We start from the raw sequence: 19,592 nt of genomic DNA on the forward strand, positions 1-19,592 counted from the left end.
GAAGGAATAATCACCATGCGACTCAGCACCAGCATGATGTATGACCAGCAGCTGCGCGGCGTGACTAATGCGCAGTCGGGCTGGTTAAAGGCGGGCGAGCAGCTCTCCACCGGCAAACGGGTGGTTAACCCATCTGACGATCCGCTGGCGGCGGCGCAGGCGGTGGTGCTCTCTCAGGCGCAGGCGGAAAACAGCCAGTACAAGCTGGCGCGTACTTTCGCCAATCAAAGCGTATCGCTGGAGGAGAGCGTTTTACAGAACGTGACCACCACCGTACAGAGCGCGCAGTCGTTGATTGTGGCAGCAGGCAACGGCTCGCTTTCCGATGATGACCGCGCCTCCTATGCGACGCAACTGGAAGGTGTACGCGCTCAGCTGCTGAACCTGGCGAACAGTACTGACGGCAACGGGCGCTATATTTTCGCTGGTTACAAGAGCGACAGCGCGCCTTTTACTGAAGATGCCAACGGCAGCGTGATCTACAACGGTGGCACCAATGCTATCACGCAGAAAGTGGATGCCAGCCGCACGATGACCACCAGCCATACCGGCGAGCAGGTTTTTCTGTCGCTGACCAGCAATGCGGTAAAAGAGCCGAATAACGGCGTCAGCGAGAAAAACATTTTCGCTACGCTGGATACGGCGATTGATGCATTAAAGCAGCCGATTCAGAACGGCGACGACGCGGCAAAAGCGGCCTCAAAGGATGCGCTGGATAAAACCACGCGCGGCCTGAGCAATTCGTTAAACAACATTCTTGCGGTACGCTCTGAGCTGGGTACTCAGCTGGATGAACTGGATAAGCTGGATAGCCTGGGCGAAGATCGTAGCACGCTACAGGCCTCTAAAATGAGTTCGCTGGTGGATGTCGACTATGCCAGCGCTATCTCCAGTTACGTGATGCAGCAATCCGCGTTACAGGCTTCTTATAAGACCTTCAGCGATATGTCACAGATGTCATTGTTTCAGATGAACCGTTAATTCTTTTGTTTTTGAACGCGCTTAACCGGGCTCGTTCAGTTTTACCCGCCACCGATGGCTTATCGTCGCTGGCGGGCTTTTTTTTGCGTGAAAACAGGGGAGGGGATAATCATTTATCGGGTTCTTATCACAGAGCAAGTTGTCCCAGGGGAGGCTGGTCCTGTCTGGCACGATACTCTTCTTGTTTTAATAAATTTCTCTTTTATATCATCCAGAGTTAAAACATTCAGAATAACCTAATAGAATAATAAATATAATTTTTTTGCATTATATATTTATTTATGAAAGAGTTTAATAATATTTTCATCTGCCAACTTTTGACCATTTAACAAGAGGTTATTCACAAACAGTTTTTGATTTTATGGATTGAATTAAATCATGAACTCTGTTTTTTATTGTTTCATGCCGAGATTTATTTAATTGACAAATATCATTAACTGATACATCGTCTATTGTTCTTAACACTGATTTTTTTAGCTTTGAAAAATTAGCATTACAGTTACTGAGGCTATTTTCAATATTAAAATCCTCTAGCTGCGGTAATATTTTGTTGCCTTTAATAACTATTGCACAATCCAAATCTTCGGATGCTCCTGCGTCTAGCGTTGTAACAATTAAATCAACTAATACATCACTAGCTGCCGGGCTTGTATTTACACCTAATCCCTCTATCGCTAAGCTCATGACAGTTAAACCACAAAAGGCACCCGGCATACAGTTACGACGATATTCTTCCAGCGACTTGCTTTTAGAATAAACTAATTCCATTATTATAATATTATTTGACATTTTTATCTGTTCTTCATGATATTCATTAACTGCCTTTTTATAATAATCGGCTTTATCATCCGCCCTTGTTATTTGAGTGCAGCTTATTGTATAAATTACAGCGAAAATAAAATAATTTTTCATTTTATCCTACCCTATTACATATAACTGCCATAAGATTTTATCTTGTTATTTTTATAAAAATAATGCCCTTGATTGATATTGTTTTTTTTGATTAAGTCATTTTATTTTTCATATTTTTCATGCAGAGAAAAAATAAACACTAAAAGTATTTAAATCCAAAATTTTTATGACTTTTATATCACTGGATTTCTCTGAAAAAAATCTGGCAGTCAGGATTTTATCCCGTCATTTTCGGGGGTATCAGAGAAATTTATAAAGCTTTTTTTCAGTGATATCACATCCACTAACTAATAAATTGGTAAATATAAATATAAATATAAAAATTATTTTCATTAGATATAGCCTTTATTTTTTAAGCTTTCTTTAGTTTTAATATGCGTAGGGTTAAGGTATTTCTCGCAACGTTCGGCACAGTTTGTATCTGAAGGGCATGTTAATCCATGCTCATTCGCCTTGAGATCTTTAATATTATCCTCAATCATCTCCTCATGTGAACGCTTTCTCTTATCTCCATACAGCCCAACTCTACCTAAGATATAATCTCTGAACTCTTTTAACTCACCTAAGTTACGAGTTGCACTATTACTGGCCCATCCAGATTTTGATACACGACAAAATGCAGCAGGTTGTCCCACGAGGTATCTCTCGCTTGCCACGCCAACTTTCCGTCCGATATCACCAGCTCCACAAACACCTGCATCCCGCCACGCATAAAGCCGATCATCGCAGCCAATCGCAGAATAGTAACTCCCTTATGAGTCCGCTTGCCGTTATGTTCTGTTAAATTGTTTCATCCATCCACGTGGATGTTGTGTATAAAATTATAGTGTTTTACTGAATATCTTTTAACACTCCTTTTTCAAAATGAAAATTAAAATTATCGTATTCAATTACTTTTTCGGTTTTTTTCAAAACTATATTTTTCTCTGGATTTTTTATAGCTTCAGCTTCCAATTTATCATATATCTCACTTTGACTTTTCCCAATCCACTCATTTTTTATAAGATCAGTAAGAATAACTCTTGCCCTTACCTCAGAATCCATACTGGCATTAATATATGTAAGTGTAATTGAGCTATCTATCGCCAAATATGCAAAATATACACACAATATTAACGTCAATACAAGGGTTATTGAAAGTACAGTTATTATCTTCATTATTTAGCTGCCTCAAAAGTTTTTGCGGAAAACGTTCTGCAGTGATTGGAAGCAAAGGGAACCCAACTATATTTTTTCCTTTTTTTATCATTAGCTATACTTTTAACATAATCATAAGCGGCTTTTTCATCGGCAGTATCACTACAGGTTAGTTCTACGCGTGTATTATGTCCTGCTGCTTGGGAAAGATGTTCCGTTAGATTTATCCAGGATGCTTGCGTAGGTTTGCCGTCCCTCCCTATAGTCAGATTAGGCATGCTTATTTTTCGAACGTTTCCATCTTTCGCTGATAATTTAGCTCCTATAACCCCTTTAGCTGTTGGTGCATATCTACCATATTCATAATAATTAGTTACCCCTTTATCATCGTAACCTAAAATTCCTGCATGCCCCCCCAACCACGTGCTGGTCTTTCCTTCTGAATATTCAATTGGGTAATCAGGAAATAATACTTTACACACAGCCAGTCCTAACGGATCTGCTTCAGAAATCGGATCCAATGGATATGTATACGAGTTTAATCCTCCAGCCAGCCCTATCGGGTCCTGGCTGATATAGCGGCCCTGTTGCGGGTCATAATAACGGTGCCGGTTGTAACAGAGCCCCGACTCCTCGTCCTCATGCTGGCCCTGCATCCGCAGCGGCTGGTACAGCCCCTGCGGGTTCTCTTCCCGCAGCAGGTTGCCCCACGGGTCAGACTCCGCCTGCCACTCCACCTTTCCTTCCGGCGTCACCAGCGCCAGCGGCGTGCCCGCGTGGTTGCAGTGGTACAGGTGTATCCGCTGCTCTGACGACTGCTCCGGCTCCAGAAACGTGCTCAGCCCCTCGCGCGTGAAGCCGGTCATCGCCAGCCAGCGTTCGCTTTCCGCCGACAGCGCGGCGTTCGTCCGCAGCGCCTGCTCAACCTCATTCAGCGCGCTCACTACCGCCGGCGGGAAGGTCACCTCCGCCTCCTGCGCCAGCTTCTGCGCCAGCGACGGCGTGACCGGCGGCCTTTCCCCCTCCACGCGTAGCAGCGGCACGAAGCTGCCCGGATGGTATACCGTATGCGTCCGCCTGCCGTTATGCTCCGTCACCGTCAGCCGGTCGCCCTCCCAGCCGTACCAGAAGGTCTGCACCTGCCTCCCGTTCGCCGCCCGGCTCAGCACCTGCTTACCCACCCGCCGCCCCAGCGGGTCATAGAGATAGACCGCCGTCAGCGTCCGCTCTCCCTGCGTGCGCCGGTAGCAGCTCAGGCGATGCGCCGCATCCCAGGCGTACTGGTGAATCTCATTATCGTTACCCGCGCGGCGCTTCTCCGTCAGGCTGCCGAAGCGGTCATGGCGGTAACGGTATTCTCCGTCGTCGCTCAGCTGGTTAGAGGGCAGTGCGCCGTCACGGAACAGCCGGTTGCCCGCCGGGTCAAAGCGGTACCGCTGCTGCCAGCGCGGCGCCGTGGCCTGCACCAGCCGCCCGGCAGCGTCATAAGCGTAGTCATACCGTTCGCCGCCGGCCAGCAGCGCGGTGAGCTGCCCGCGCGCGTCATAGCCGTAGCGGCGGCTGAGCGCGTGCCCCGGCCCGTCGTGCAGGTACGCGCCCTGCAGGCGGCCCGCCGGCGTGTAATGGCTGTGCAGCACGTACGCGCCGAAGCGCCGCTCCGTTTCCCGGTGCAGGTCGTCACGCGTGAACTCCACCAGGCTCTGTTCGCCCAGCGCCACGCCCAGCAGGTGGCCGCTGCCGTAGGTCTGCCGGCGCAGCGGCGGCAGCCCCTCCGCGTGCGTGACGCAGGGCAGCCCCTGCGCGTCATACTCATGGCTGACCCGGTGCTGCCAGACCCGTTCGTCCTGCGGGTTAATCACCCGCTGCTGCTCTTCCGTCACCTGTCCGGCTTTGTTATAGGCGTAATGCACGCTGACCCGGTGCCCCTGGCTGACGTGGGAGACTTCGGTCAGCCGTCCCATGATATCGTGACGCCAGCGCTCCTCCTCCTGCACGCCGTCGGCCGCCTCGCGCACCAGACGGCTGAGGTGGCCGGCCTCATCATAATGCCATGCCGTCACCCGGCCCGCATCGTGGCTGCGTGTCAGTACCCCGGCAGCATCGTAGTCATAACAGCGGGTGCGCCCGTCAAAGCCGGTCTCTTCCGTCAGGCGGTCCATCAGGTCATAGCCGAACAGGGCTGCGGCACCGTTCTCATTGACCAGCCGCGTCAGCCTGCCCGCCGCGTCATATTCAAGCCGCCGCGTCAGCCCGCCATACTGACGGGAAAGGAGCTCGCCGCGCGGGCCGCAGCGAAACTGCGCTTCGCTGCCGTCGGGATAAACCGTGCTCAGCAGGTCGCCGGCCTCGTTATGGCGCCAGCGGGTTATTTCACCTTCGGCGTTTTCCTGTTCGCTCAGCCGTCCGCGACCGTCATAGCGCAGCCGGGTGCGCAGCCCGCCCTCCTGGTCCACCTGTATAAGCCGTCCGTAGCGGTCATAATAGCGGCGGGTCCGTTTGCCGGAGCAGTCGGTCACGGTCTCCGGCTGGCCGAAGCGCGTCCGGGTGATGTGCACCTCGCCGCCCGCCGGGTCGGTAATGACGTCCGGCAGGTCGCTGTTGTCGGGATAATGATAACGGACGGTGCGCCCCTCCGGGTCGCGCACGGCGGTAAGCCGCCCCGGCGCATCGTAGGTCCGCGCCGTCCTGGTGCCGTCCGGCGCGGTGGTCTGCGTCACCAGGCCCCGGCGGTTATAATCCAGACGGGTTTTACGCCCGTCGTGCGTGGTGATACCGAGCAGCCGCCCGTCGCCGGGGTGCAGCTGGTATTCGGTTTTGCGCCCCAGCGGGTCGATGTCTGCCGTCAGCCGCCCGCTGTCGTCATATTCATGCCGCACCCGCGTGCCGTCGGCGCGCTCGTGCTGCACCAGCCGCCGCAGCCCGCCTTCACCCGTAAAGTGATACACCTCCCGGCGCGACAGGCTGTCGGTGACCACGGTGCGGTCCGGGTGATACTCAAAGCGGTAACTCAGCCCCTCCGGGTTGGTCTGGACGGTCACCCGCCCCCGCGCGTCATACTGATAGCGGCTCTCCGGCCTGCCCGCAAAGCGGTGGGCCACCATCCGTCCGGCCAGGCGCGGATGATAGCGAAAGTGGCGCACCGGATACCCGCTGCGGTCATATACCACGGCCAGCTCCCCGCACTCGTTGTAGTCATAGCGCGCCAGCGCCGCCTCGCGCGGGCCGTGGACCGGGTCATGCGTCAGGTACACCGCCCGCAGGCGCACGCCGCCGTCCGCCCCCCAGCCGCCGTTTTCTGTCGCCACGTCCGGCAGCGTGACCAGCTCCAGGCGGAACGTGCGTCCGCTGCCGTCGGTGACCGCCGTAACGGCGTTTTTATACGGGCCGTCGGGCGCGCGGTGGTAGCGCAGGATGTTGCCGAAGCGGTCAGCAATTCCCTGGAGGGTGCGGTACGGTGGCAGCGGCTGCGGCAGGATATCCGTCTCGTCCGGAACGTAAGGCTCCGTGTAGCCCAGCACCCACCACGGGCCGGTCGCCTCATTAGTGACAAAATAAAGGTGGCGGTTGAGCCGCAGCTCAGCGGGCAGCGCCTGCCAGGTCTCCTCCAGCGCATGCCCCTTCAGCAGGTTCGCCGCGCCGCCGCGCGCCAGCCAGAGGTGCTCGCTGCGGCTGAAGGTGATTTCTCCCGGCCGCAGCGGCTCAAAGTGAATGCTGCGCCCGCCGTTGTCGTTAAGGATGAGCGCATCCTCGCGGCACTGCAGGTGCACTTCCGCAGGCATCTGCCAGCCCGGCCCGAACAGCCCGACCGGGGCGGGCGTGCCGGTCTGATAGCTGCTGTAGCTGCGCGTCAGCACGAAAGGCAGCGGCGCGGGCAGGGCGATATCGGTCTCGGCGGTAAGCACCTTGGCCCCCAGCGACGGGTTGACCGGGCTGCCAACCGCCATGCCGCCGGGGCAGACCGAGCAGGCGACGCCGCCCAGTGACCCAATCAGCACCGTGGCCGCGCCCTGAACTATCGGCCCGCCGGATGTGGTGGCATCCCCCTGTCTGGCCGCCGGTTTTCCGCTCATGCTACCCTCCCTGGTTTATTGTTCCGTTTTATCGCTTTTCACTCGCCTTCAAAACTGAAGGGGGTAAAAGCGCTTCGTACCTGGATAGCTCCCAGGACAACAGATCTGGTATGGGATAACCGATGGCGATCCGTCCGCATATAATTTTCCTCTTTCACCCATGATTGATTAGGTAGAGTGACGATTATGCGGAATTTTCATACGATTAACAGGTGGGTAAGTCAATTATCAAGGTAGTGTTTAATAAGAACTGGAAAAGATTATTTGCGTTTATTAATAATAAATTTTCACTGGTATTTTATTTTTAATAAATAACTAATTATTGATTTTAAATATATTCTCTGAAATTCGATAAATAAATCATACAGATAACGCATTGTTTTCCCGTTGGGTTTAGGAGGGGTTTATTGACTGTGTGGAAATTGCTTTTACAGATATGTCTGTTATCTGCGTTATAACGCTATTTTTTCCAGCTACAGAAATAAAACATTAAAAGACCCGAAATAAACTGTCGCTGATGTTACAAGAGGATATAAAAAAACCCCAGCCGAAGCCGGGGTTAATATGGCTTAGCAAACCGCTCAGGGACGGGTAGCCGGAGCCGTCGCCTGATGGGTGGCGCTGTGTCCACCAGCTGCGCCTTTACCTTCAAAGTGGAAAGGCGGGCGCACCCAGTCACTGTGACGCGGCGTTTCAGGCTGCCATGCCGGAGCAGGAGCTTTGGTCATCGGTGCGCTGGCGTGGTGCTTACCAGACATCACCGAAGCGCTCGCCTCGTCCTGTGAAGTAACGGGTTGCTCGCCTGGTGCTTCTGCTACAGGCGCAGGCTGCGGTTTTTCAACCTCAGCTGCGGCAGGCGCTTCGTCACGCGCGGCAACCGGCGCATGCGGTTCGCTGACCGGCAGCGTTGCTTCCGGTTCGATCGCTGGTGCGTTCAGTACCTGCTCAACCTGGGCAGCGGTTTCTGCGCTAACATCAGCGGCGCTTTGGGCGGCAACATCCGTGGCCTGTTGCGCCTCCGATGCAGCAATGTGCGTCTCAGCTTCAGCTACAGGCTGTGGTTCAACGATCTGCGGTGCGGCAGCAGGTTCTGGCTGGGTTACAACGCCATCGTCGATTGCGTTAGCCGGGACAGCCTGAGCAGCAACATGCTCTGCACGTGCTTCCGCAGCGGCAGGAATGACTGAAGGCTGTTCATCGACCGGCACCTCAATGGCGGAAGTGTCATGCGTATCCACTGGCGTAACCGGTGCATTGATCTGCTGCGGCTCAGCCTGCTGAACTACCGGCTCGGCGGAGTGACGATCGGCAACGGTTTCGCTGGCGGCGATGGGCAGAGTGATAGCCGTGTTTTCTTCGCGGCTCTGTTCCTGCGTCTCTTTCAGCACGTCATTGTTTACGTTGTTTGCCTGAGCAACCGGATAGCGCACCCAGACTTTACCGGAAGCCATTTCCGGCGACGCGGCACCTGAAGCGAGCGGCATCGGTGACTGAGACGGGTAACGCTCGTCACGATAGCGACGACGGCGCTGACCGCTAACACGCAGATGACGCGGAGAACGGCGTGAACGGCGCGGCATAGTGCCGTTATCGCGGTTTTCCTGATCATCCTGCTCTTCGGCCTGCGCCTGTACCTCAGTCGGCTGTGGCTGCTGTGCTTCAACCGGTGCGGCTGCGGCTTGCGTTTTCTCAGCGGCAGGTTCTGCCACGGCAAGCGCGTTTTCTTCCGTTGACGCGGTTTCTGCGCTTTCGATACGTACTTTCTGCGCCAGATGACGTGGTTTACGGCGCGGCATCACCTGTACGCGATCTTCCGCTACGTTCTCTTCGCTTTCTGCTGATGCGGTAGCCAGCTGCGCCTGTTCCTGCTGAGCTGCAGCTTTTGCGGCTTCCTGCTGCTGGCGACGCTCTTCCTGACGACGACGCTGGCGCTCGGCGCGCTGTTCGCGGCGTTGCTGCTGCTGTTCTTCACGCTGGGCGCGCGCTTCGTCGGTCAGACCGTTCTGACGATCGTCACGGACTTCGGCGTTCGGCTGCTGGCGCTTATTACGACGCGGCTCTTCACGCGTTTCGCGAGCCTGTTGCTGCGGCGCAGCTTCGGCGTTGCGATCGCGGTTACGGTCACGACGATTATTATTGCCGCGACGGTTACCGTTAGCGTTGCGACGCTCACGCTGCTGCGTAGAGGCGTCGTCGGCGTTCTGCTTCGCCTCCTGCGGTTTTTCCGCAGTAGCAGGCGCGGCAGAATCTCCGGCAAACAGTTTTTTCAGGCCGCCAAGCAGACGTCCCATAAAACCGCCGGTAGCAGCAGGTGATGCCGCTTTCGCTGCGGCAGGTTGCGCTGGTGCTTTTGGTTCAATGGCGGCAGGGCTTTCCTGTGGCGCAGGCGGCGTATCCGGCATCACAAAAGCGGCCAGGGCTGGCTGTTCAGGACGACGGCGTTCGGCATGCTCATCTTCTGATGGCAGCGCCATTTCCGCTTCGTGCAGTTTCGGCAGATGATAGCTCAGCGTCTGGGTTTCTTCGCCGCTACGCACGCGCAGTACGGAGTAATGCGGCGTTTCCATCTGATCGTTCGGTACGATAATCGCTTTTACGCCGCCCTGACGTTTTTCGATGGCGCTGACGGCGTCACGTTTTTCGTTAAGCAGGTAGGAAGCAATCGGTACCGGCACGATAGCGTGAACTTCTTTAGTGTTCTCTTTCAGCGCTTCTTCTTCAATCAGGCGCAGAATAGAGAGCGACAGCGATTCGTTATCACGGACGGTACCGGTGCCGCTACAGCGCGGGCAGACGTGATGGCTGGATTCGCCCAGCGACGGGCTGAGGCGCTGACGCGACATCTCCAGCAGGCCGAAGCGCGAAATATGGCTAATCTGAATACGGGCACGATCCTGACGCACCGCCTCGCGCAGGCGGTTTTCTACCGCGCGCTGGTGGCGTACCGGCGTCATATCGATAAAGTCGATAACAATCAGGCCGCCAAGATCGCGCAGGCGTAGCTGGCGTGCAATCTCATCGGCTGCTTCGAGATTGGTATTGAACGCTGTCTCTTCGATATCGCCGCCGCGCGTAGCGCGTGCCGAGTTGATATCGATAGCGGTCAGGGCCTCGGTGGAGTCAATAACGATAGAACCGCCGGACGGCAGACGCACTTCGCGCTGGAAGGCGGATTCGATTTGCGATTCAATTTGATAGTGGCTGAACAGCGGAATTTCGCCGGTGTAGAGCTTAATTTTGCTGCTAAAGTCAGGGCGGCCCAGCGCTGCAATATGCTGACGGGCCAGCTCCAGTACTTTGGGATTATCAATCAGAATTTCGCCGATATCGGGGCGCAAATAGTCGCGGAAGGCGCGTACAATCACATTGCTTTCCTGATGGATCAGGAAGGGCGCAGGGCGGTTTTCTGCCGCTTTTTTAATCGCTTCCCAGTGCTTCAGGCGAAAGCTGAGATCCCACTGTAACGCTTCGGCGGATTTACCAACGCCCGCGGTGCGCACGATCAAACCCATCCCTTCCGGCAGCTCAAGTGAGGAAAGCGCCTCTTTCAGTTCGGTGCGATCGTCGCCTTCGATACGGCGAGAAATGCCGCCAGCGCGTGGGTTGTTCGGCATCAGTACCAGATAGCTACCGGCCAGACTGATAAAGGTGGTCAGGGCCGCGCCTTTGTTACCGCGCTCTTCTTTATCAATTTGAACAATGACTTCCTGGCCTTCACGCAAGACATCTTTGATATTGGGACGACCATGCGCGTTGTAGCTGGCGGGAAAATACTCGCGGGAAATTTCTTTTAACGGAAGGAAACCATGTCGTTCAGCGCCGTAATCAACAAAAGCCGCTTCCAGACTGGGCTCTATGCGGGTGATCTTTCCTTTATAGATGTTGGCTTTTTTCTGTTCGTGTCCAGGGCTTTCAATATCCAGATCGTACAGACGTTGTCCATCCACAAGAGCAACACGCAACTCCTCCTGCTGAGTTGCGTTTATTAACATTCTCTTCATCGTAACGTACTCGTTATTCTTACATGAGTGACTAAGCTACGGGCTAAGTAACACTGGACGAAGAATAACCGACGGCCCCGTGTCTTATCGCGTCAGCGTCAACCTCACGGTTGTCGGTCGCTCAAGGGGCGCAAAAATCTCGGCAGCCTGTTTTTATAAGGAAAAACAGCGCTCGGATGAGGGAACCGCCACTGAATTTACCAGAGAGAGTTAATCCCGTCTTATCGTCCAAGCTGCAACCCGCAGCCCGCTAAATGCCTGATCTCACAATACGTCTTACGCCATTGCTGCGTGTATGTGCTATCCGGCAAAATTTCTTAATTCGCTAATTATTATTTCCTGGTGGTGAGCCGCCAGGAAACCGAGCCATTATTCCATTGCTAACCTTGTTATAGCAAGGTGACTTTTCATTACTGATAAACTTTCTTGCTGTTTTACGCCTTCATTTTGCAGGCTTTTTCACCAACCCGGTTTAAAAGTATAAAACAGGCGCTGAAATTAGCGATACGCTGTCAGTTAAGCACAGAAAAAGAGGTGGCGCTATTATCTGCCACTCATTAGAATCGCCACCCATGAATATGAACACGCCAGCAGTACGAATTGTCGCCATCTCCGCCGATGAAGCGGGACAGCGCATCGATAATTTTCTTCGCACGCAGCTTAAGGGCGTGCCGAAAAGTATGATTTATCGCATTTTGCGTAAAGGCGAAGTGCGGGTAAACAAAAAACGCATTAAACCTGAGTACAAGCTGGAAGCCGGTGATGAGGTGCGTATCCCGCCGGTGCGCGTGGCGGAACGCGAAGAAGAGGCAATTTCGCCGAAGCTTGAGCGCGTCGCCAGCCTGACAGACGCCATTCTGTATGAGGATGAGTACATCCTGGTGCTGAATAAGCCTTCCGGCACCGCCGTGCACGGCGGCAGCGGATTGAGCTTTGGCGTCATAGAAGGGTTACGGGCGCTGCGTCCGGAAGCGCGTTTCCTTGAACTGGTACATCGTCTCGATCGCGATACTTCCGGCATTTTGCTGGTAGCGAAAAAACGCTCAGCGCTGCGATCGCTGCACGAGCAGCTGCGCGAGAAGGGGATGCAAAAGGATTACCTGGCGCTGGTGCGCGGGCAGTGGCCGTCGCATCTGAAATCGGTACAGGCACCGCTGCTGAAAAATATTCTTCAGAGCGGTGAGCGTGTGGTGCGCGTCAGCAGCGAAGGCAAGCCCTCAGAGACACGCTTTAAGGTGGAAGAGCGCTATACCCAGGCGACGCTGGTGAAAGCCAGCCCGGTAACCGGAAGGACGCATCAGATTCGTGTCCATACGCTGCATGCGGGGCATCCTATCGCCTTTGACGATCGCTACGGCGACCGCGAGTTTGATAAGCAGCTTGCCGGTACCGGGCTGCGTCGACTGTTCCTGCACGCGGCGGCACTGAGCTTTACCCATCCGCACAGCGGCGACAGAATGCGTCTGGAAGCGCCGCTGGATGATGAGCTTAAACGCTGCCTGACAACCCTGCGCCAGCAGAAATAATCCCGCTAAGCGCCTCACCAAAGTGGGGCGCACGCTTTTGGGGCTTATGGGGTTAGCTTTGCGCTGCCGTTAAGGGATTGATGCCTACCTCACGCAGCAGATCGCAAAGGGCGATCAGCGGCAGTCCTACCAGCGTATTAGGATCGCGTCCCTCCAGACGTTCAAAGAGCGTAATACCCAGGCCTTCGCTTTTAAAGCTGCCCGCGCACTGTAGCGGTTGTTCTAAAGCCACGTAGGCGCTAATTTCCGCTTCGCTTAATAAACGAAAACCGACGTGAAAAGGTTCCACCAGCGATAAGGTGCGATTTTGCGCCGCAGAATAGAGCGCCAGCCCGGTATAAAAGGTAATCGTTTTACCGCTGGCGGCACGTAACTGAGCGCGGGCGTTTTCTTCCGTGTGCGGCTTTCCGGTTATTTTCCCATCCAGTAGGCAGACCTGATCGGAACCGATAATCCAGCTGTTCGGGTAACGCTCCCCCAGCGCCTGTGCCTTAGCGCACGCCAGCCGCTCAACCAGCTGCACCGCCGTTTCGCCTGCATAAGGCGTTTCATCCACCTCCGGCGCGGCGGTAATAAAAGGCAGGCCTAATTTATTAAGCAGGGCCTGACGAAATAATGAAGTCGAAGCTAAAATAAGCTGTGGCATAATTTTTCAGTTAAAATATAGCGAATCGGAAGCAGACATTTTAAACTGTGCGCCGCACTGGATGCGAATATCAGGTGAAAGATGCTGTTTAACGGCCTTTTTCTTTGACTCTCTGTCGTTACAAAGTTAATATGCGCGCCCTATGCAAAAGGTAAAATTACCCCTGACCATTGATCCGGTTCGTGCCGCTCAAAAACGCCTTGATTATGAGGGCGTCTACACACCTGAACAGGTGGAGCGCGTGGCCGATTCTGTTGTCAGTGTGGACAGTGATGTGCAATGCGTTATGTCGTTTGCCGTTGATAACCAGCGTTTAGCCGTTTTGAAAGGAACGACGGACGTTAGCGTCACGCTGAATTGCCAGCGCTGCAACAAGCCATTTGCACATCAGGTTCACGTAACATATTGCTTCAGCCCTGTTGCAGATGATGCTCAGGCAGAAGCGTTACCGGAAGCCTACGAGCCGGTCGATGTCAACGATTTCGGTGAAATCGATCTGCTGGCGCTGGTGGAGGATGAAATTATCCTCGCCCTGCCTGTAGTTCCGGTGCATGATTCTGAACACTGTGAAGTGTCCGACGCGGACATGGTCTTTGGCAAACTGCCTGAAGAGGCGGAAAAACCAAACCCATTCGCCGTATTAGCCAGTTTAAAGCGTAAGTAATAGGAGTAAGGTCCATGGCCGTACAACAGAATAAACCAACCCGTTCCAAACGTGGCATGCGTCGTTCTCACGATGCGCTGACCACTTCCACTCTGTCCGTAGATAAAGTTTCTGGCGAAACGCATCTGCGTCACCACATCACTGCGGATGGCTACTACCGCGGTCGCAAGGTCATCGTTAAGTAATTCTTGCGGTAACGCAAGGCGCTACTTTGACACGTTTGACCCTGGCCATTGATGCTATGGGCGGGGATTTCGGTCCCTGCGTGACAGTGCCTGCAGCTTTGCAGGCACTGGCCTTACATTCGCAACTTCAGCTTCTTCTGATCGGCGATCCCGCCGCCATCACGCCATTACTCGCTAAAGCTGATTCCGCTGTAAAGGGACGTCTGCAGGTTATCCCTGCCGAATCGGTTATCGCCAGTGATGCTAAACCTTCTCAGGCTATCCGCCACAGCCGCGGTAGCTCTATGCGTATCGCGCTGGAGATGGTGAAAGAAGGCAAGGCCCAGGCCTGCGTCAGTGCCGGAAATACCGGTGCGTTGATGGGGCTGGCAAAACTATTGTTAAAACCGCTGGACGGCATTGAACGCCCGGCGTTAATGACCGTGCTGCCGCATCAGCAGCGCGGTAATACGGTGGTGCTTGATTTAGGTGCCAACGTAGAGTCTGACAGCGCCATGCTGGTGCAGTTTGCCATTATGGGGGCAGTGATGGCCGAAGAAGTATTGGCTATTGAGCAACCGCGCGTGGCGCTGCTGAATATTGGTCACGAAGAGACCAAAGGGCTGCACTCAATCCGCGAAGCAGCGGAGCAGCTCAGGGCATCACCGCAAATTAATTATATCGGCTACCTTGAGGGCAACGATCTGTTGACCGGCAAGGCTGATGTACTGGTTTGCGACGGTTTCGTGGGCAACGTCACGCTGAAGACCCTGGAAGGCGTGGTAAGGATGTTCCTTTCGCTACTGAAATCTTCAGGCGAGGGGAAAAAGCGGGCGTGGTGGATGAAGCTGCTGGGGCGCTGGATTAAGCGGCGCCTGGCAAAACGCTTCGGCCATCTCAATCCCGACCAGTACAATGGCGCCTGCCTGTTAGGATTGCGCGGTACGGTGATTAAAAGTCACGGCGCGGCAAACCAGCGCGCTTTTGCCGCAGCGATTGAACAGGCAGAGCAGGCGGTGCGGCGGCAAGTCCCGGAGCGGATTGCTGCGCGCCTAGAGGCTGTATTAGCCAGGAGTGATTGAGCGGACATGTATACCAAAATAATCGGTACGGGCAGTTATCTGCCCGCTCAGGTGCGGACTAACGCCGATCTGGAAAAAATGGTGGAAACCACCGATGAGTGGATTGTTACCCGTACCGGCATTCGCGAGCGTCGTATCGCTGCCCCGGATGAAACCGTGGCGACAATGGGCTTTGCCGCTGCCGAGCGCGCGCTGGAAATGGCAGGTGTCGATAAAAATGATATCGGGCTGATTATTGTTGCCACAACGTCAGGTAGCCATGCGTTTCCCAGTTCAGCCTGCATGATCCAGAATATGCTGGAAATCAAAGACTGCGCGGCGTTTGACCTGGCGGCAGCCTGCGCGGGCTTCACTTACGCTCTGAGCGTAGCCGATCAATACATCAAAAACGGTGCGGTAAAACATGCGCTGGTGATAGGCGCTGACGTGCTGGCCCGTACTCTCGATCCGAGCGATCGCGGCACCATTATTCTGTTCGGCGATGGCGCGGGAGCTGCTCTGCTTTCTGCCAGCGAAGAACCGGGCATTATCTCTACGCATCTGCATGCCGATGGTCGCTACGGCCAGTTGCTGACGCTGCCTTACCAGGATCGTGCGGCACAGGATCAACCTGCTTATCTCACCATGTCCGGCAATGAAGTTTTCAAAGTAGCCGTCACCGAGCTGGCGCACATCGTTGATGAAACGCTGGCAGCCAATAATCTTGAACGTACGCAAATCGACTGGCTGGTACCGCATCAGGCTAACCTGCGTATTATCAGTGCCACGGCGAAAAAACTGGGTATGGGCATGGATAAAGTTGTGGTGACGCTCGATCGTCACGGTAATACTTCTGCCGCTTCCGTACCGGCGGCGCTGGATGAAGCGGTGCGTGACGGGCGGATTAAGCCCGGCCAGCTGGTACTGCTGGAAGCCTTTGGCGGTGGTTTCACCTGGGGCTCGGCGCTGGTTCGTTTTTAACCGAAGGAACAAAAGATGACGCAATTTGCAATGGTTTTCCCTGGACAGGGTTCGCAAACCGTTGGGATGCTGGCCGAGCTGGCTGCACATCACCCGATCATTGAAGCTACCTTTAAAGAGGCTTCTGATGCTCTGGGTTACGATCTGTGGCAGCTGACGCAGCAGGGTCCGGCTGAAGAGCTGAATAAAACCTGGCAGACGCAGCCTGCGTTGCTGGCCGCCTCGGTAGCGATTTACCGTTTATGGCAGCAGCAGGGCGGTCAGACGCCGTCAATGATGGCGGGCCACAGCCTCGGCGAATATTCTGCGCTGGTTTGTGCAGGCGTAATGAACTTTGCCGATGCGATTAAACTGGTAGAGCTGCGCGGCAAGCTGATGCAGGAAGCCGTTCCGGCGGGCACCGGTGCTATGCAGGCGATTATCGGCCTTGACGATGCGGCGATCGGAAAAGCGTGCGAAGAAGCAGCACAGGGCCAGGTGGTATCACCGGTCAACTTCAACTCGCCGGGTCAGGTGGTTATCGCTGGTCATAAAGATGCCGTAGAGCGTGCGGGGGCCGCCTGTAAAGCTGCGGGTGCAAAACGTGCGCTGCCGCTGCCGGTTAGCGTGCCTTCTCACTGCGCGCTGATGAAGCCAGCGGCGGAAAAACTGGCGGTTGCGCTGGAAAATATTACTTTTAATGCGCCAACCTTACCGGTTGTAAACAATGTTGATGTAAAATGCGAAACCTCACCGGAAGCTATTCGCAGTGCGCTGGTTCGCCAGCTCTATAGCCCGGTACGCTGGACCGAAAGCGTGGAATTTATGGCAGCGCAGGGCGTTACCGCGCTGCTGGAAGTTGGGCCAGGTAAAGTGCTTACCGGTTTGACGAAGCGTATTGTCGACACTCTGACAGCCTCGGCGGTGAACGATTCCGCCAGTCTGGCAGCGGCGCTTGAACAATAAACGAGGATGATATGAGTTTCGAAGGAAAAATAGCTCTGGTGACCGGCGCAAGCCGCGGTATCGGACGCGCTATCGCCGAAACGCTGGCGGCGCGTGGCGCGAAAGTGATCGGTACCGCCACCAGCCAGAGCGGCGCAGATGCGATCAGCGCTTATCTGGGAAATCACGGTAAAGGTTTACAGCTGAACGTGACCGATCCGGCGTCAATTGAGAGCGTCCTTGAAAATATTCGCGCCGAATTTGGCGAGGTGGACATTTTAGTCAATAATGCTGGCATTACGCGTGATAATCTTCTGATGCGCATGAAGGATGATGAGTGGGAATCCATTCTGGATACCAATCTGACCTCCGTATTCCGTCTTTCTAAGGCGGTAATGCGTGCAATGATGAAAAAACGCGTGGGCCGTATCATTACCATCGGTTCCGTTGTTGGTACGATGGGTAATGCGGGTCAGGCAAACTACGCGGCTGCAAAAGCGGGTTTAATCGGCTTTAGCAAATCACTGGCGCGTGAAGTTGCGTCACGTGGTATTACCGTTAACGTTGTGGCTCCGGGTTTCATTGAAACCGACATGACGCGCGCGTTGAGCGATGATCAACGCGCTGGCATTCTGGCGGAAGTACCGGCGGGCCGCCTTGGCGGCGCACAGGAAATCGCCAGTGCCGTCGCATTTTTAGCCTCTGACGAAGCAGCGTACATCACTGGTGAAACGTTGCATGTCAATGGCGGAATGTACATGGTCTGATAATTACGAAAACTATTTGCGTTAATTGAGGCAATAGCCGCAAAATAACGTCAAATCGTGGTTGGACCAGCCGGGATTGAGTTGCATCTTTTCCAACTTTTTATACACTACGAAAACCATCGCGAAAGCGAGTTTTGATAGGAAATTTAATAGTATGAGCACTATCGAAGAACGCGTTAAGAAAATCATCTCCGAGCAGCTTGGCGTTAAGCAGGAAGAAGTCACCAACGAAAAATCTTTCGTTGAAGATCTTGGCGCTGATTCTCTTGATACCGTTGAGCTGGTAATGGCTCTGGAAGAAGAGTTTGATACTGAGATTCCGGACGAAGAAGCTGAGAAGATCACTACTGTTCAGGCTGCTATTGATTACATCAATAACCATCAGGCCTAATGAACACCCATCAGGCGGTCATTCGACCGCCTGAGTTTTTTGTTCACTTCACATAGTGTCAATCTTTCCCTCCCTGGAGGATGAACGTGTCTAAGCGTCGTGTAGTTGTGACCGGTCTTGGCATGTTGTCTCCTGTCGGCAATACCGTAGAGTCAACCTGGAGTGCTCTCCTTGCCGGGCAGAGTGGCATCAGCCTGATCGACCATTTCGATACTAGTGCCTACGCAACGCGTTTTGCTGGCTTAGTAAAGGATTTTAACTGTGAAGAAATCATCTCGCGCAAAAGATCAGCGTAAGATGGATGCCTTCATTCAATATGGAGTTGTCGCTGGCGTACAGGCCATGCAGGATTCCGGCCTGGTTATTACCGAAGAAAACGCGCCCCGTATCGGTGCGGCGATTGGTTCAGGCATTGGCGGGCTGGGGCTGATTGAAGATAATCATGCCTCGCTGGTGCAGGGCGGGCCGCGTAAAATCAGTCCGTTCTTTGTGCCTTCTACCATCGTTAACATGATAGCTGGCCATTTAACTATCATGTATGGGATGCAAGGCCCCAGCATTGCCATCTCTACCGCTTGCACTACCGGCGTTCATAACATCGGTCAGGCGGCGCGTATCATCGCCTATGGCGATGCGGATGTGATGCTGGCGGGCGGCGCGGAAAAAGGTAGTACCCCGTTGGGTATTGGCGGCTTCGGCGCGGCACGTGCGCTCTCCACGCGTAACGATAACCCGCAGGCGGCAAGCCGTCCGTGGGGATAAAGATCGCGATGGTTTTGTGCTCGGTGACGGCGCGGGTATTGTTGTGCTCGAAGAGTACGAACATGCCAAAAAACGCGGCGCGAAAATCTATGCTGAGCTGGTAGGCTTTGGCATGAGCAGCGATGCCTATCACATGACTTCGCCGCCGGAAAACGGCGCGGGTGCCGCTCAGGCAATGGTCAATGCGCTGAAAGATGCGCAGCTGACGCCGGAGAAGATCGGCTACGTCAATGCGCACGGTACTTCGACACCTGCGGGCGACAAGGCTGAAGCGCAGGCGGTGAAATCAGTGTTCGGCGCAGCTGCGTCAAGCGTGATGGTCAGTTCGACCAAATCGATGACGGGTCACCTGTTGGGTGCCGCAGGTGCGGTAGAATCTATCTACTCCATCCTTGCGCTACGCGATCAGGCCGTTCCGCCAACGATTAACCTTGATAACCCGGATGAAGGCTGCGATCTCGATTTTGTGCCGCATACCGCACGTCAGGTAAAAGATCTGGAGTATACCCTGTGTAACTCCTTTGGCTTTGGTGGGACTAACGGCTCGCTGATTTTCCGTCGTGTCTGAGTCACTTCCTTTGCCGATAAAAGGCCCGCAGTGCGGG

Annotated in this window: 15 protein-coding genes and 1 pseudogene; 10 read left to right on the forward strand and 6 right to left on the reverse strand. The window is 54.3% G+C overall.

Annotated features, from left to right (window positions below; translation table 11 throughout):
• Positions 1–15: 15 nt before the first annotated feature.
• Entirely contained in the window at positions 16–981 is a 966-nt protein-coding gene (gene flgL, locus C7M51_RS04470) for a flagellar hook-associated protein FlgL (protein ID WP_160620683.1), read from the forward strand.
• Positions 982–1,317: 336 nt separating this feature from the next.
• Here flgL and C7M51_RS04475 read toward each other — a convergent pair whose 3' ends face one another.
• From C7M51_RS04475 to rne, 5 genes are all read right to left on the reverse strand, one after another.
• Positions 1,318–1,893 (reverse strand): Imm57 family immunity protein, encoded by a 576-nt coding sequence (locus C7M51_RS04475; RefSeq protein WP_160620684.1) that lies wholly within the window; start codon positions 1,891–1,893, stop codon positions 1,318–1,320.
• A 332-nt stretch (positions 1,894–2,225) separates the two neighbouring features.
• The gene (locus C7M51_RS04480; protein ID WP_160620685.1) at positions 2,226–2,549 is read right to left on the reverse strand and encodes a type IV secretion protein Rhs; all 324 of its coding nucleotides are present in this window, start codon (positions 2,547–2,549) and stop codon (positions 2,226–2,228) included.
• Positions 2,550–2,724: 175 nt separating this feature from the next.
• The gene (locus C7M51_RS04485; RefSeq protein ID WP_160620686.1) at positions 2,725–3,051 is read right to left on the reverse strand and encodes an Imm58 family immunity protein; all 327 of its coding nucleotides are present in this window, start codon (positions 3,049–3,051) and stop codon (positions 2,725–2,727) included.
• Positions 3,051–7,100: an RHS repeat-associated core domain-containing protein gene (locus C7M51_RS04490; RefSeq protein WP_160620687.1), complete on the reverse strand. Its 4,050-nt coding sequence runs from the start codon at positions 7,098–7,100 to the stop codon at positions 3,051–3,053. The genes C7M51_RS04485 and C7M51_RS04490 overlap by 1 nt, the downstream gene beginning before the upstream one ends.
• Before the next feature lie 581 nt (positions 7,101–7,681).
• Positions 7,682–11,101 (reverse strand): ribonuclease E, encoded by a 3,420-nt coding sequence (gene rne / locus C7M51_RS04495; RefSeq protein WP_160620688.1) that lies wholly within the window; start codon positions 11,099–11,101, stop codon positions 7,682–7,684.
• 572 nt (positions 11,102–11,673) lie between these two features.
• On the opposite strand from rne, the gene rluC reads away from it, so the two are divergent.
• On the forward strand, positions 11,674–12,627 hold the full coding sequence (gene rluC / locus C7M51_RS04500; protein WP_160620689.1) for a 23S rRNA pseudouridine(955/2504/2580) synthase RluC: 954 nt from the start codon (positions 11,674–11,676) through the stop codon (positions 12,625–12,627).
• 52 nt (positions 12,628–12,679) lie between these two features.
• Here rluC and C7M51_RS04505 read toward each other — a convergent pair whose 3' ends face one another.
• Positions 12,680–13,273: a Maf family protein gene (locus C7M51_RS04505; RefSeq protein WP_167522361.1), complete on the reverse strand. Its 594-nt coding sequence runs from the start codon at positions 13,271–13,273 to the stop codon at positions 12,680–12,682.
• A gap of 142 nt (positions 13,274–13,415) precedes the next feature.
• On the opposite strand from C7M51_RS04505, the gene yceD reads away from it, so the two are divergent.
• From yceD to fabF, 8 genes and pseudogenes are all read left to right on the forward strand, one after another.
• On the forward strand, positions 13,416–13,937 hold the full coding sequence (gene yceD, locus C7M51_RS04510) for a 23S rRNA accumulation protein YceD (RefSeq protein ID WP_160620690.1): 522 nt from the start codon (positions 13,416–13,418) through the stop codon (positions 13,935–13,937).
• A gap of 14 nt (positions 13,938–13,951) precedes the next feature.
• The gene (gene rpmF, locus C7M51_RS04515) at positions 13,952–14,122 is read left to right on the forward strand and encodes a 50S ribosomal protein L32 (protein WP_038626789.1); all 171 of its coding nucleotides are present in this window, start codon (positions 13,952–13,954) and stop codon (positions 14,120–14,122) included.
• Positions 14,123–14,148: 26 nt separating this feature from the next.
• Positions 14,149–15,183: a phosphate acyltransferase PlsX gene (plsX, locus tag C7M51_RS04520; RefSeq protein ID WP_160620691.1), complete on the forward strand. Its 1,035-nt coding sequence runs from the start codon at positions 14,149–14,151 to the stop codon at positions 15,181–15,183.
• Between the two features lie 6 nt (positions 15,184–15,189).
• Positions 15,190–16,143, forward strand: coding sequence for a beta-ketoacyl-ACP synthase III (locus C7M51_RS04525; protein WP_160620692.1), 954 nt, complete (start codon positions 15,190–15,192; stop codon positions 16,141–16,143).
• A gap of 15 nt (positions 16,144–16,158) precedes the next feature.
• Complete coding sequence (fabD, locus tag C7M51_RS04530; protein WP_160620693.1) at positions 16,159–17,088, forward strand: ACP S-malonyltransferase; 930 nt, start codon at positions 16,159–16,161, stop codon at positions 17,086–17,088.
• An 11-nt stretch (positions 17,089–17,099) separates the two neighbouring features.
• A complete protein-coding gene (gene fabG / locus C7M51_RS04535; protein ID WP_160620694.1) occupies positions 17,100–17,834 on the forward strand; it encodes a 3-oxoacyl-ACP reductase FabG in 735 nt (244 codons plus the stop codon).
• 154 nt (positions 17,835–17,988) lie between these two features.
• Positions 17,989–18,225 carry an acyl carrier protein gene (acpP, locus tag C7M51_RS04540; RefSeq protein ID WP_038626777.1) on the forward strand — a complete coding sequence of 79 codons (237 nt, stop codon included), beginning with the start codon at positions 17,989–17,991 and terminating at the stop codon, positions 18,223–18,225.
• 86 nt (positions 18,226–18,311) lie between these two features.
• A pseudogene (gene fabF / locus C7M51_RS22580) lies at positions 18,312–19,555 on the forward strand (beta-ketoacyl-ACP synthase II).
• The last annotated feature ends 37 nt before the right edge of the window (positions 19,556–19,592 follow it).

The organism is Mixta intestinalis (assembly GCF_009914055.1).
GTDB classification, from domain to species: Bacteria; Pseudomonadota; Gammaproteobacteria; order Enterobacterales; family Enterobacteriaceae; genus Mixta; species Mixta intestinalis.